Consider the following 13971-nt stretch of genomic DNA (forward strand, 5'->3'; position numbering starts at 1 on the left):
AAAATCAGCAAATATTGCATGCTTTTATCTCCTTTTTAATTGTTTTTAAGGTACGATTAAGGTTCAAAGTACAAAATAAGAACAGTTAAAGAATATCTCTTGCAAATAAGAGATTGGGAGGTAGAGAGGCATGGACGAACGTAATTATAGATCAAATCGACAAGATGAGGAAAAAGAAACGAATCAAACTGAAAATCGCAATCCTGCCGGAAATGATGACTCCTCGTATTATTATTCTTACGGACCATTCCAGTCTGTGAGTCAGGAAGATACAGCTAGTGGCAATGGGCCAAGGCAAGAAGGAAATGTGGAGATTACAAGACCAGATCCAATAAAACCTGTACCTTCTTACCATAATAATGACTCCTCTGGTCAAACGGGCAGAATGTCTGGCGGCGGTTCGGGTCATGGCGGAGGTCAAGGAAATGGAAATAACAATGGTAACTGGAACTATAACAACCGTAGACCAAGGTCTTCTGTAAGATCACTTCTGTTCTCCTTTATCGCAGGTATGTTAGTCATCACTGTGTTGATGTACACAGCTGACAGAACGAACATGTTCACACCACAAGCCGCGCTGACGAATAACGGAACGGAATCTGCTCAGGAAACACCGAGTAATACAGGTGGAGGTAACAATGTGACGGCGTCCTTGCTACCGACAGGTAAAGAGGATGTATCCTCTGTGGTGAAACAGGCGAGCCCGGCTGTCGTGAAAATTGAAACGCTGGCTAAACAGTCCACACGTGGTTCTGGACAAGGTGGAGCAAATACAAACGATCCGTTGTATCAATACTTCTTTGGTGGCGGACTTGGTGGACCTAACGGAAATCAACAACAACAAGAACAAGGTCAACAGCCTCAACCTCAAGCGAGCAATCAACTCGTACCCATGGGGATCGGCTCCGGATTTATTTTTGATAAAGAAGGTTATATACTGACGAACCAGCACGTTGTTCAAGGTGCAGATGTCATTCAGGTAACACTTGAGAACAATAGCAAGCCATATGAAGCTAAATTGCTCGGAAGCAGTTTTGATCTTGACCTTGCCGTGTTGAAAATTGAGAAAAATAGCGGAGATAAAGATTTCCCTGTAGCACCGCTAGGCAATTCAAATAGCACACAAGTTGGTGAATGGCTTGTAGCGATTGGTAACCCTGAAGGTTTTGAACACACAGTAACTGCAGGTGTTCTTAGTGCCAAAGAACGTACGATCAGCATTCCGGATCAAGAAACAGGTAAAACACGTGAATACAGCCACTTGTTGCAAACAGATGCTTCGATTAACCCGGGTAACTCGGGTGGTCCGCTGCTGAATCTGAATGGAGAAGTTATCGGTATGAACGTTGCTGTAAGTGCAGATGCTCAAGGTATCGGTTTTGCAATCCCGTCCAGTGTCATCTCTGAAGCGGTGAAATATCTGAAAGAGAACAAAGATGTTCCCAAAGAACCTGTACCGTTTATCGGTGCTTCTCTGATGAATCTCACCCCGGAAGTGGCCAAACAAATGGGAACAAATATTACGGAAGGTTCAGTTGTTGCAAGCACGGTGTACCAATCTCCAGCTTACCAGTCTGATCTGAGACCGTATGATATCATTACTGGCGTAAATGGTACTCCAAAAGCAACAAGCCAGGATCTGATCGACTTTATCAAGACTCAGAAAGTCGGCGGAGAGATTACGTTGAATGTTGTACGTGACGGCAAGAAGATGGATGTGAAAGTGAAAATTGGCAACAAGTATGATTACGATACAACACAAACACAGCAACAATAATTTCAACCAGGATGAAGTAGATGAAGGTAAGAACGGAAGGGTTTGAGACCCTTCCGTTTTTTTGCACGATGTTTCTGTTCTGTTTTTGCATAGTTTCTCTATTATGGATTATGGAGAAGGTGCGAATCGGGCTTTGGCCTGTTACAATGGGGATACAACGATAGGGTAAAGGAGAAAGACCATGCGATCAACGATTTTAATTGTAGATGACGACGAGAAAATTGTGTCTATGCTGCGCCGAGGCCTGGCATTTGAAGGATATGAGGTACAGACAGCTTCTAACGGAGCAGAAGGCCTAAGCAAGCTGATGGATAAGGAACCGGATATCGTAGTGCTCGATGTGATGATGCCGCAGATTGATGGCTTTGAGGTATGCCGCAGACTGAGAGAAGCAGGTAGTAAGGTTCCTGTACTGATGCTTACTGCCAAGGATGAGGTTCAGAGCAGGGTGACTGGACTGGATACCGGTGCTGATGATTATTTGGTGAAGCCGTTTGCACTGGAAGAATTGCTCGCACGTGTCCGTGCTTTGCTGCGTCGCAAAGCAGATATATCTAACGTTGTAGACAATCGCCTGGTATATGAAGATATAATTCTAGATAATGATTCACGCGAAGTGCTCCGAGATGGCAAACGTCTCGAACTGACAGCGAAAGAGTTTGAATTACTTAATCTGTTTATGCAAAATCCGAGACGGGTACTGTCTCGTGACCTTATTATGGATAAAATATGGGGATATGACTATAGCGGCGAGTCCAATGTGCTAGAGGTCTATATCGCGATGCTTAGACAGAAAACAGAAGAGCATGGTGGCAAACGTCTCATTCAGACGATCCGGGGAGCCGGCTATATTTTGAGAGGTGACTCGTAGCATGTCCATTCGGTTAAGACTAACCGCATGGTATTCGGGAATTCTGGCAGCCGTGCTGATCTTTTGGGGTGTGGTCATTTATGCTTTTGTGTATTTTAATACCTACAACGAAGTAGAACAGCAGTTAAGGGAAAAGAGTTTGAAGATTACCCAGCAGATCGGAGTTAATCCGTTATCACAGACGCTTGACCTGGAGCTTTTTGCAGAGAGTCAGCTTCAAGAAGCTCAAATCTATATTCAGTTGGTCGATTATCAGAGTGGATCGTATATGCGTTCGGACAATTTAGTTAAATCCAGAATTTCTTTTCCGATTGCTAAGATTCACAATATACGTGAGGAAATAGGGATTACTAAAATGGTCGTGGAGGGCATTCCTTTTCTCGTTAATCAGCAAGCGTTATCTCTCCAGGGAACGAACGAGATCAGAGGACTGTTACAAGTAGGGGCTAATGTCAGTTCACAGGAGCGTTTGCTCGAGGCATTGCGTAATATCCTGGTATTTGGATGGCTTGTAGCTATGGCGCTTGCGATTACATCGGGTTTGATTCTTGCCCGCAAGTCTATGCGTCCATTGGTTACTGTTATTGACGCGGCTAATCAGATACAGTCCGGTGACGATCTCAGTGTCCGTATTCAGTATTCGGGGCCGAAGGATGAGATCGGTCGTCTGATTGAAACGGTGAATAACATGCTGGAGCGAACCGAGCTGTCTTTCCGTGGGCTGGAAGAGACGAATACGGCACAGCGCCGATTCGTATCCGATGCTTCCCACGAGTTGCGAACACCGTTGACTACCATTCGAGGAAATGTGGATTTCCTGAAAAAGTTGTGGGATCAGGAGGGTGGAGACCGCCCGAATCTGGATGAAGAAACGATCAGGCAGATGTCTCTTGAGGCGATTGAGGATATGGCTGATGAGGGCAAACGTATGAGCCGTCTGATCAGCGATATGTTATCCCTTGCCAGAGCGGATACAGGTCAGAAAATCGAGCTTAATCCCATTCCGCTGCAGATTCTGGTGCAGGAAGTAGCGCGTAGGGCTCAGTTCCTGGATCGACAGGCAGACTGGCTTCCTGGGGATTTGTCGATTCTGAACGGTATTTACGTAAACGGAAGCAAAGATTATCTGCAACAGGTTCTGTTTATTTTTATCGAAAATGCCTTTAAATACACCCCGGAGGGTTCGGTTACGCTGGATGCTCTGTTATATAAAGGGCAGGTCGGACTGCGGATCAGTGATACGGGAATCGGTATGGAACGGGATCAGGTACCGTTTATTTTTGACCGGTTCTACCGGGCAGACGAATCTCGCGGGGCTACGCCGGGCATCGGGCTTGGATTATCCATTGCCAAATGGATCATTGAGGAGCATAACGGGTCGGTTGAAGTGGTAACGAGACGAGGAGAAGGAACCACTTTTATCATCTGGTTGCCTGTGGTCTTTGCCCCGCCTATCGAATAAAGGTATAATAGGATGAAGACTGCAATTACATCGGCCTATACAGCCGAAAAGAAAGCGGGTGGCAACCAAGTGGAAGTACTGCGAATTTCGCCGCGGGGATATTGTTACGGAGTTGTAGATGCCATGGTGCTTGCGCGTCAAGCGGCACGCAACCTGGATTTACCACGGCCTATTTATATATTAGGTATGATTGTGCATAACAAACATGTGACCGATTCTTTTGAAGATGAGGGCATTATTACGCTGGACGGTCCTAATCGTATGGAGATTCTGAATCAGGTGGAGAGTGGCACGATTATTTTTACGGCTCACGGTGTCTCGCCGGAGGTACGTAAGCTGGCTCGGGAGAAGGGGCTGACCACAGTAGATGCAACCTGTCCAGATGTGACGAAGACTCATGATCTGATCCGGGAGAAGACGGCTGAAGGTTATGATATTATCTACATCGGTAAGAAGAATCATCCGGAACCGGAAGGTGCGATTGGTGTTGCACCAGACCGTGTTCATCTGATTGAGAAGGAAGAAGAGATTGCAGGTCTGAACGTGCCTGCCGGGAAAATTTTGATTACCAATCAGACGACAATGAGTCAATGGGACATCAAACACATTATGAGCCGGTTGCTGGAGAAATTCCCAGGAGCTGAAATTCATAACGAAATATGTCTCGCTACGCAAGTACGTCAAGAAGCGGTAGCAGAGCAAGCTGGGCAGGCCGATCTTGTTATTGTTGTAGGTGATCCACGTAGCAATAACTCCAACCGTTTGGCACAAGTGTCCGAGGAGATTGCGGGCGTGACGGCATATCGTATATCCGACGTATCTGAAATTCAACAAGACTGGTTGAAAGGTGTGCAGAAAGTGGCTGTGACATCAGGAGCTTCAACTCCAACACCTATCACCAAGGAAGTTATTCAATATCTGGAGCAGTATGAGCATGATCAGCCGGAAACGTGGGAAATTGTACGTACCGTTAATATGAGCAAGCTATTGCCTCCGGTTCGAGAGAAGACACGTACCACATAATTTCAAAAGTGAATAGGAAACATCCTGCTGTGCAGATCCTCGTTTCATTGGGACGTGACATAGCAGGATGTTTTTTTGTCTATACATTTTATATTTTACCTGTAAAAATACCGGATATAGTGATCACTCCTTGACGATAGGAAGAAACTGTGTTATATTTGCTTTAGTGATTAAAAGCTTAAAAGCGAACAAGCGTTTAAGCGTGACAGAGTTTTTGGGATACGGACCACAAGATAATCAGACGCACGATATAAACGAGTGCTCTTATACAAGGAAGGATGGGACAATTTATGATCGTAATCGCAGGCAAAGCTACCTCGGAGGACCAAATTCAAGATATCGTTAGTGTGATTGAAAAGGAAGGGTTGCAGGCACATGTATCCCGTGGAGAGGATCGCACCATCATTGGATTAATTGGTAAAGTTGAACCTAAAATGCAAGAACACTTGCGCCAAATGAAGGGCGTCGAGAACGTGGTGAAGATTTCGAAATCTTACAAATTGGCAAGTCGTGACTTCCATCCAGAAGATACCGTAATTTCGATCAAAGGTGTAGATATCGGCGGGAAAGAACTTGTCGTTATGGGCGGACCTTGTGCGGTTGAATCTGCAGCACAGATTGATGAAATTGCTGGACTTGTGAAAGCTGCAGGTGGTCAAGTTCTTCGTGGTGGCGCCTTCAAACCACGTACAGGACCGTATAGCTTTCAAGGAACAGGTGTAGAAGGTCTGATCATGATGGCGGAAGCAGGCCAGAAGCATAATCTATTGACGATTACCGAAGTCATGACGCCTGAATACGTAGATATTTGCGCAGAGTATGCGGATATTCTGCAGGTGGGTACACGTAACATGCAGAACTTCGACTTGTTGCGCAAGTTAGGTGAGTGCGGCAAACCGGTATTGTTGAAGCGCGGATTCAGTGCGACATACGATGAATTGCTTAATGCGGCGGAGTACATCCTCGCTGGTGGCAATCCGAATGTGATGTTATGTGAACGAGGTATCCGTACGTTTGAACAATACACTCGTAATACGCTGGACCTGTCGGCAATCCCTGTCTTGCAGTCTTTGAGCCATCTACCAGTCATCTCTGACCCGAGCCATGGCACGGGACGCCGTGAACTGGTAGAACCGATGACCAAAGCTTCAGTAGCCGCTGGAGCTAACGGCTTGATTATTGAGATGCACACAGATCCCGACAACTCCATGACTGGAGACGGTGTGCAGTCTCTGTTCCCTGACCAGTTTGCGAACCTGTTACAAGATCTGGAGAAACTAGCCCCGATTGTTGGGAAAACATTTAACACAGCTAAACAGCCTGCTGCATTTTTCCCGGCACGTGTAGGCGTATAATTAACACGGTTATAGAGATTTGAAGAGTCAAAACCGGACTTCTGTTCAGATTTGTTCCTTGTGAACAATTTGGGTAGATGTCCGGTTTTTCGTCTATTTTGCACAGATGAACATATTTATTAATCAAAGGTGATAAGAAACATTTATGATGTCACGTTTTTCCATGATTTAGGGTATTTTTAGGGTCGCTTCACCGCATTAAATCGGTCAAATATAAACTATTTGCGTTGTTATATGTATTTTTGGATATTATAAAATGTAAGTATACCTAACATGCTCGCAAAAAATACCTTACATAAGTATTGACGATGTTATGTTTCAGAATTTATAATGACGACAGAAAAAAATTCGAATATATAGACATTTTCTTCGTGGGGTTGTTTAATGTTCGGAATATTTGGGAGGACGAATACATGTCGGTTGAAAACGTATTGAAATCAATTCAAGAGAACAACATCGAGTGGGTAGATTTTCGTTTTGTAGATTTGGCTGGTCGTGCGCATCATATCTCTTTGCCAGCTTCGGCTGTTGATGCAGACACGTTCGTAAATGGAGTAGCGTTTGATGGTTCTTCTATCCAAGGTTTCCGTGGTATTGAAGAGTCCGATATGGTTATGATGCCTGACCCTGAAGCGACTTATGTCGATCCGTTCACTGCACACCCTACATTGAATGTTATGTGTGACATTTTCACACCGGATGGCGAGCGATATGAGCGTGACCCACGCAGTATCGCAGTTAAAGCTGAAGCTTTCCTGAAAGAAAGCGGCGTAGGCACTGCGGCGTTCTTCGCACCAGAGTCCGAGTTCTTCATCTTTGACGATGTACGTTATGAGAGCGGCACGAACAGCTCTTCTTACTTCGTTGATTCCGAAGAAGCATCATGGAACACAAACCGCAAAGAAGAAGGCGGCAACCTGGGCTTTAAAGTTCGCACTAAAGGCGGATATGTTCCAGTAGCTCCAGTGGATACCCAACAAGATATCCGTAGCGAAATGTGTCGTTTGTTGGAAGAAGCTGGTTTGTCCATCGAGCGTCATCACCATGAAGTAGCGACTGCGGGCCAAGCTGAAATCAACTTCCGTTTTGATACGTTGAAGAAAACAGCAGATAACCTGCTTGTATACAAATACATCGTGCACAATACGGCACGTCAATATGGTAAAGTAGCAACATTCATGCCAAAACCATTGTTTGGTGATAACGGAAGCGGAATGCACGTTCACCAATCGATATTCGATGGCGATTCCCCATTGTTCTATGACAAAGGCGGTTATGCTAACCTGAGCGAAATGGCTCTGCACTACATCGGAGGTATCTTGTACCACGCTCCAGCACTGATTGCTTTGACGAACCCAAGCACGAACTCGTTCAAACGTTTGGTTCCTGGTTATGAAGCACCAGTTAACTTGGTATACTCCAAAGGTAACCGTTCTGCAGCTGTACGTATCCCGGTAGCAGCGGTAACACCTAAAGGTTGCCGTATCGAGTTCCGTACACCTGACTCCACTGCTAACCCTTACTTGGCATTCTCCGCAATGCTGATGGCTGGTCTGGACGGAATCAAACGCAAAATCAACCCAACTGAGCTCGGATATGGTCCACTCGATAAAAATATCTACGACCTTTCTGATGCAGATAAAGAAAACATCCGCAGTGTACCGGCTTCCCTCGAAGAAGCACTGGATGCACTGGCAGCTGATAACGAGTTCTTGACTGAAGGTGGCGTGTTCACCAAAGAATTCATCGATAATTACATCAACCTCAAACGCGATGAAGCTAAAGCTGTTGCAATCCGCATTCATCCGCATGAGTACAGCCTCTACTTCGACTGCTAATCGGTTGGAGTCAGAACCGAAATTGTTCCAAATCAAAGCCTCCGGGATGCATTCTCGGAGGCTTTTCCTTGAAACAAACAGTATAGCGCTTTAACTTTTTAGGGTGATAAAGGAATTTGATGGCTTTTAACGAGTTTTCAGTGCATATTCCCCTTGAAGCGTTCAGGGAATACTGATATCATAGCGATAATATTTACTTCATATGCCAGTTAAGGATGGAAAGGGCGGGGGATTTTGTGACAAAGAGAGCGTATAACTTTAATGCAGGACCAGCAGCGTTGCCACTAGAAGTATTGGAGCGTGCTCAGGCGGAATTTGTAGATTTTCGTAATACAGGCATGTCGATTATGGAGATGTCTCACCGTGGGGCCGTGTACGAGTCTGTACATAATGAAGCTCAGGAGCGATTGCTGTCGTTGCTAGGCAATCCGAAAGGGTATAAAGTTCTTTTCTTGCAAGGCGGTGCAAGCACACAATTCGCGATGTTGCCTATGAACCTGCTTGGGGCGGGTCAGACAGCTAGTTACATCATGACAGGCAGCTGGGCCAAAAAGGCTCTGTCTGAAGCGAAGTTAATTGGTGAGACACAGATCGTAGCTTCTTCAGAATCCGATAAATTTATGAAATTACCGGATGTTTCGAATCTGAGTTTGCCTGAACGTACGGCTTATGTGCATGTAACTTCAAATGAGACAATTGAAGGTACACAATTCAAGGCTTTCCCTGATACCGGATCGGTACCGCTCATCGCAGATATGTCCAGTGATATTTTCTGCAAACCGTTTGATCTGAATCAGTTTGGCATGATCTATGCAGGTGCACAGAAGAACCTCGGTCCTTCGGGAATTACCGTTGTTATTGCACGCGAGGAGCTGGTGAGTGAATCTCCGAAAACCATTCCAACCATGTTCCGTTACAGCACGCATGTAGATAACAATTCCCTGTATAATACGCCGCCATCCTTCTCGGTATATATGGTGAACGAAGTGTTAAAATGGATCGAGGAACAAGGCGGTCTGGCTGGTGTGGAACAAAAAAATATCAAGAAAGCGGAGCTGCTCTACAATACAATTGATTCCTCAGGGGATTTCTATCGTGGTTGCGTTGCAGCAGAAGACCGCTCGTTGATGAATGTGACGTTCAGACTCGCATCTGAGGAACTGGAGAAGAAATTCATTAAAGCTTCGGAGCAAGAAGGTTTTGTAGGTCTGAAGGGGCATCGCAGTGTAGGAGGACTTCGTGCTTCGATCTATAACGCGGCTTCATATGAGAGTGTTAAGGCCCTTACCGACTTTATGAACCACTTCCAACAGGCGAACGGATAATCCCTGAGAAACGAACGCATGACCAAATATGGCAGTAGTGAAGCTTCGATGAACTATCCTACTGTTGTGGCAAAGCCTTCCACATTGACGTGTGGAGGGCTTTTCTTTAAAATTAGAGGATTGTTGTATACATGAACATGAAATAAAAGGAGATTAAACACATATGGCTTTACACATCGTTCTGGTTGAACCAGAGATTCCGGCTAACACGGGCAATATCTCGCGGACTTGTGCGGCGACTGGCACCCACTTACATCTCGTGCGTCCTTTAGGATTTCGGACAGATGATGCAACTTTAAAACGTGCCGGGCTGGACTACTGGCATGCCGTTCATATTGAATATCATGATTCTTTTGACGAGGTTCAGCAGAAGTATCCGAACGGACGGTTTTTCTACGCAACAACGAAAGCGAAAAACCGGTATTCCGATTTCGAATTTCAGGATGGAGATTTTCTAGTGTTTGGTAAAGAAACGAAAGGGCTCCCACCTGAATTAATTGCTGCTAATCCAGAAACTTGCATGAAGATGCCGATGAGTGGTGATGTTCGCTCATTAAACCTTTCCAATTCAGCAGCAATTATTGTATATGAAGCACTGCGTCAGCTAAATTTCCCAGGACTGGATTAGTGAATGGTATCCGAAAAGACGGTTAGAATTCGCTAAAAAAACATTTTTCAAAAAAAAGGACAAAAAATGTTTATTTCCAGCAGGATTCGACAAAATTTTGGCGAATCTATAGATATAGTACTAATGTACCTAGAAATTCAGAGTAAGATAGGAGAGGTGTGCCGTAGCTATGAAGCCAGCTGGAGTAGTTCGCAAAGTTGACCAATTGGGTAGGATCGTATTGCCTAAATCTTTGCGCAAAAGGTATCAAATGAATGAAGGAGATCCTGTAGAAATTTTAGTTCAAGGGGATCACATTATCTTGGAAAGATACCGTCCGAAATGTATTTTCTGCGGATCAATGGAAGATGTCAATGACTTTAAAGAGCGTTACATATGCGCACAATGCTTAGAAGAAATGACTCAGCTTTCATAAAAGCAAGCAAAAAACACTATGGAGCATACAAACTCCATGGTGTTTTTGTTTTTTTAATGTTTAACGTTGTATAAGATGACACAGCAACTTGGAAGCTCGTTCTTCCAGCCAGTGTCTATGTAAACTAATAAATCATCCTTAGTTCAACTGATTTAGCACTGGCAAAATCTGATTCCATACAGCGTTCAGGATGCCTTGCATATTCTCCTCTTCACTGTTGATACTGATGACAGCCTCTCTGGAAGGCAGGACAATGCAGAATTGACCATAAGCTCCATCTGCTCGGTAAGCATCATGCGAACACATCCAGAACTGATAGCCATAGCCTTTTCCCCAATCTCCATCGCCATTCGTTTCGATCTGCTTACGTGTAACGGCTCTGATCCAATCTGCTGGAACCAGTTGTTTACCGTTCCAGCGACCTTCCTGAAGTAGAAACTGTCCAAATCGGCTTAGTTCTTCATTACTCAGCCAAAGACCCGCACATCCCAAGGTAACTCCGAGTGGAGAAGTCTCCCATTGGATATCAACCATGCCTAGTGGTTCAAAAAGACGTGGAATGAGGTAATCCTTTACTGTCAGACCAATGGCCTCTTGCAACATGGCCGAGATCATAAAGGTATCACCACTACTGTAAGTAAAATGTTCTCCTGGCATTCGATCCAATGATAGAGACATGTAGTGTTTGACCCAGTCCTTTTCCTCTAAAGAAGCTCGTTCGTCAGCCCAGAGGGGTGGGTCATCGTGACCTGATGACATGCGAAGCAGATCCCTCAATGTGAGCTCTCGTGGAGAGGGCAGCTGTGAAGGGGGGCGCTGTGCTTGGTCATAAGGGAAGTAATCGCTCAAAGTGTCATCCAACTGAATAAGTCCTTCTTCAACGGCAAGTCCAACCGCCATGCAGGTAAAGGATTTACTTACAGAATGTTGCACACGCCTGCGATCTCCGTCCGAATGCCATTCATCCAGAAGTCGCCCATTTTGTAGTACACGCACAGAGTGCACAACAAGCTTCTCTTCTGTGATTGTGTCAATAAATCCTTTGAGTTGTTCTGCCATGATAACCCTCCAGTTCCAAGCGTTTACCTGAATGAATTCAGTCTGGTGAAACGTTTCCGTAATCTGATTGCAAAATTAGAACTCATGTTAGTATATTCTCGGTTTGATGTCAATTCTTGTGTAATAATGAATGATTAAATCCGAAAATACTCGTTATAAAAGTGCCTTTTGAATCAAAATTGGAACAATCAGGTCACTTTTTTGATAAAAAAACGCGAAAATTGTAAAAAGGTTATTGACAGAGTTTAGTCAACGGGATTATGATTTATTCGAAACGATTCGAAGAAATCGCTTCCAAGTAAAATGTTGATATTTAAACTCCAGGTAAATCAGCGTTGATTTTTTTTGAAACGATTCGAGAGAATCGTTTCGATAACCAAAGCCGGTAAAAGTGAGCATGTTGGGGGAAGTAACAGCAAGCAAAGAAAGAGAAAAAGCAAAACCGCAGTTAAAAGCAACAAAGATGAAAGGGGTTACGATCAATGGCGCATATTACGATCGAAACCGGATCGCCCACATTATGCATGAATACAAGCATACACGTGGTATCCAGTGACTCCGGAGAGACTTCAGGCGGTACACTATATCTGCTTCACGGGGCAGGAGACAATGCGAGTACCTGGCAACGTCTGACCACCATTGAGATGTATGCAGCCCAGTATGGTTGCACCGTCATCATGCCTGAAGCCAATCGCAGTTATTACACGGATATGGAATACGGCCTGAATTACTTCCACTACATCACGAAGGAACTGCCTGAAGTATGTGAAAGGCTACTGAAGCTAAATTCCGACCCAGCCAAAACATATGTTGCCGGTTTGTCCATGGGTGGATATGGAGCGTTGAAATGTGGGTTGACCTATCCTGAGCAGTACAGCAAAGTGGTGTCTTTATCCGGTGTAACGAATATTCAGGCGCGGCTTTGTGATCCCCATATGCCGGAAGGTATGATCAAGGAAATGAAAGCGGTTTTTGGGGAACGGTTACAGGTAAAGGTTGATCAGGATATTTACGCATTGTCAGCCAGACTGCTGGAGCAGGGAGGAGCCTTGCCGAAGATATTGAGTTGTTGCGGGGACCATGATCCTTTCGTGGACATGAATCGGGACTACGCCGAGTATATGCAGGGAACTGCATTTGATTTTCGGTATGTAGAAACACCTGGCACGCATGAGTGGCGATTTTGGGAACAGCATCTGAAAACGATGTTTGATTTTCTTTACAACGACAACACCATAGTAGAGTGAGGAGATGCAAATTGAAACCTGCAGCCGAAGGACCTAACAAAAAGCTGAAGGCAAACATGAGAGGTAAGTCGCTTTGGACTGAAATCTGGAAACACCGAATGACGTATACCCTGCTTATTCCAGGGATGGTCTGGTTGATCCTGTTTGCCTATATGCCGATGGGCGGCCTGTCACTGGCATTCAAAGACTACAAGGCTAACCTTGGAATCTGGGGAAGTCCGTGGAGCGGATTTGAAAACTTCAAATATGTCTTCCGCGATCCGACCTTTATTGATGCCGTATGGCGGACGCTTTACATTAACATTTTGAAGCTGATTATTCAGTTCCCGTTTCCGATTATTCTGGCACTGCTGTTGAATGAGTTGCGGATGCGCAGAGGGAAGAAGTGGTTCCAGACCGTCCTGACATTTCCGCACTTCCTGTCCTGGATCATCGTATCCGGTGTAGTCATTAACGTGCTTGCCTATGACGGACTTGTAAACAGTGCACTTGGATTACTTGGTTTACCGACGATTAATTTCTTGGGTTCGGAATCCAACTTTGTTCCGATGTTGTTGCTGACTGACATCTGGAAATCGAGCGGCTGGGGCGCAATTATCTTCCTGGCAGCGATCTCCGGTATCGATCAGGATCAATATGAATCTGCACAGATCGATGGAGCATCCCGGATGCAGCAGATGTTCCGTATTACGCTGCCAAACATTATGCCAACGATCACGGTTATGTTTATTTTGTCGGTGGGCGGATTGATGTCCTCCGGTTTCGACCAGATTTTCAACTTGGCAAATGCGGCAACGAAAAATGTATCTGAAGTACTCGATGTATATATCTATCGGATTACGTTCCAGTCATCAACCGACTTTTCATTCTCGACAGCGGTCAGCTTGTTCCGTTCCCTGGTGAATATGGCGCTGTTGCTTCTGGCCGACAGATTTGCCAAGTGGCTTGGTGGAGACGGTTTATTCCGATAA

The 13971-nt window shown here is 45.0% G+C and carries 12 protein-coding genes; 11 read left to right on the plus strand and 1 reads right to left on the minus strand.

All coding sequences use genetic code 11. The annotated features are described in order from the left end of the window. The first annotated feature begins 130 nt into the window (after positions 1-130). The 9 genes from BLQ13_RS12360 to BLQ13_RS12400 all read left to right on the plus strand — a co-directional run bounded on the left by BLQ13_RS12360 (position 131) and on the right by BLQ13_RS12400 (position 10694). Positions 131-1777, plus strand: coding sequence for a S1C family serine protease (locus BLQ13_RS12360; protein WP_090919885.1), 1647 nt, complete (start codon positions 131-133; stop codon positions 1775-1777). 181 nt (positions 1778-1958) lie between these two features. Next, the gene (locus tag BLQ13_RS12365; RefSeq protein WP_090919888.1) at positions 1959-2648 is read left to right on the plus strand and encodes a response regulator transcription factor; all 690 of its coding nucleotides are present in this window, start codon (positions 1959-1961) and stop codon (positions 2646-2648) included. Between the two features lies 1 nt (position 2649). Further along, positions 2650-4110 carry a sensor histidine kinase gene (locus tag BLQ13_RS12370; protein WP_090919891.1) on the plus strand — a complete coding sequence of 487 codons (1461 nt, stop codon included), beginning with the start codon at positions 2650-2652 and terminating at the stop codon, positions 4108-4110. A 69-nt stretch (positions 4111-4179) separates the two neighbouring features. After that, complete coding sequence (locus tag BLQ13_RS12375; RefSeq protein ID WP_090920500.1) at positions 4180-5133, plus strand: 4-hydroxy-3-methylbut-2-enyl diphosphate reductase; 954 nt, start codon at positions 4180-4182, stop codon at positions 5131-5133. Positions 5134-5423: 290 nt separating this feature from the next. Beyond that, entirely contained in the window at positions 5424-6488 is a 1065-nt protein-coding gene (gene aroF, locus BLQ13_RS12380; protein ID WP_090919894.1) for a 3-deoxy-7-phosphoheptulonate synthase, read from the plus strand. Between the two features lie 413 nt (positions 6489-6901). Then, on the plus strand, positions 6902-8326 hold the full coding sequence (glnA, locus tag BLQ13_RS12385; protein WP_090919896.1) for a type I glutamate--ammonia ligase: 1425 nt from the start codon (positions 6902-6904) through the stop codon (positions 8324-8326). Positions 8327-8541: 215 nt separating this feature from the next. Beyond that, positions 8542-9651, plus strand: a complete 1110-nt coding sequence (serC, locus tag BLQ13_RS12390) for a 3-phosphoserine/phosphohydroxythreonine transaminase (RefSeq protein ID WP_208606785.1) — start codon at positions 8542-8544, stop codon at positions 9649-9651. Between the two features lie 163 nt (positions 9652-9814). Then, complete coding sequence (gene trmL / locus BLQ13_RS12395) at positions 9815-10279, plus strand: tRNA (uridine(34)/cytosine(34)/5-carboxymethylaminomethyluridine(34)-2'-O)-methyltransferase TrmL (protein WP_090919901.1); 465 nt, start codon at positions 9815-9817, stop codon at positions 10277-10279. A gap of 169 nt (positions 10280-10448) precedes the next feature. After that, positions 10449-10694, plus strand: coding sequence for an AbrB/MazE/SpoVT family DNA-binding domain-containing protein (locus BLQ13_RS12400; RefSeq protein ID WP_090919903.1), 246 nt, complete (start codon positions 10449-10451; stop codon positions 10692-10694). Positions 10695-10832: 138 nt separating this feature from the next. On the opposite strand, the gene BLQ13_RS12405 is transcribed toward BLQ13_RS12400, so the two are convergent. Continuing rightward, entirely contained in the window at positions 10833-11753 is a 921-nt protein-coding gene (locus tag BLQ13_RS12405; RefSeq protein WP_090919905.1) for a serine hydrolase domain-containing protein, read from the minus strand. Positions 11754-12235: 482 nt separating this feature from the next. On the opposite strand from BLQ13_RS12405, the gene BLQ13_RS12410 reads away from it, so the two are divergent. Together BLQ13_RS12410 and BLQ13_RS12415 are read left to right on the plus strand one after the other, a co-directional pair. Continuing rightward, entirely contained in the window at positions 12236-13000 is a 765-nt protein-coding gene (locus BLQ13_RS12410; RefSeq protein WP_090919908.1) for an alpha/beta hydrolase, read from the plus strand. An 11-nt stretch (positions 13001-13011) separates the two neighbouring features. Continuing rightward, positions 13012-13971 carry an ABC transporter permease gene (locus tag BLQ13_RS12415; RefSeq protein WP_090919910.1) on the plus strand — a complete coding sequence of 320 codons (960 nt, stop codon included), beginning with the start codon at positions 13012-13014 and terminating at the stop codon, positions 13969-13971.

It is taken from the genome of Paenibacillus polysaccharolyticus (genome assembly GCF_900102085.1).
GTDB classification, from domain to species: domain Bacteria; phylum Bacillota; class Bacilli; order Paenibacillales; family Paenibacillaceae; genus Paenibacillus; species Paenibacillus polysaccharolyticus.

Excerpts from the sequence above, each read along its gene's own strand:
- BLQ13_RS12360 (WP_090919885.1), top strand. The coding sequence starts at position 131 with ATGGACGAACGTAATTATAGATCAAATCGACAAGATGAGGAAAAAGAA.
- BLQ13_RS12365 (WP_090919888.1), top strand. The coding sequence starts at position 1,959 with ATGCGATCAACGATTTTAATTGTAGATGACGACGAGAAAATTGTGTCT.
- BLQ13_RS12370 (WP_090919891.1), top strand. The coding sequence starts at position 2,650 with ATGTCCATTCGGTTAAGACTAACCGCATGGTATTCGGGAATTCTGGCA.
- aroF (WP_090919894.1), top strand. The coding sequence starts at position 5,424 with ATGATCGTAATCGCAGGCAAAGCTACCTCGGAGGACCAAATTCAAGAT.
- glnA (WP_090919896.1), top strand. The coding sequence starts at position 6,902 with ATGTCGGTTGAAAACGTATTGAAATCAATTCAAGAGAACAACATCGAG.
- serC (WP_208606785.1), top strand. The coding sequence starts at position 8,542 with ATGGAAAGGGCGGGGGATTTTGTGACAAAGAGAGCGTATAACTTTAAT.
- trmL (WP_090919901.1), top strand. The coding sequence starts at position 9,815 with ATGGCTTTACACATCGTTCTGGTTGAACCAGAGATTCCGGCTAACACG.
- BLQ13_RS12400 (WP_090919903.1), top strand. The coding sequence starts at position 10,449 with ATGAAGCCAGCTGGAGTAGTTCGCAAAGTTGACCAATTGGGTAGGATC.
- BLQ13_RS12405 (WP_090919905.1), bottom strand. The coding sequence starts at position 11,753 with ATGGCAGAACAACTCAAAGGATTTATTGACACAATCACAGAAGAGAAG.
- BLQ13_RS12410 (WP_090919908.1), top strand. The coding sequence starts at position 12,236 with ATGGCGCATATTACGATCGAAACCGGATCGCCCACATTATGCATGAAT.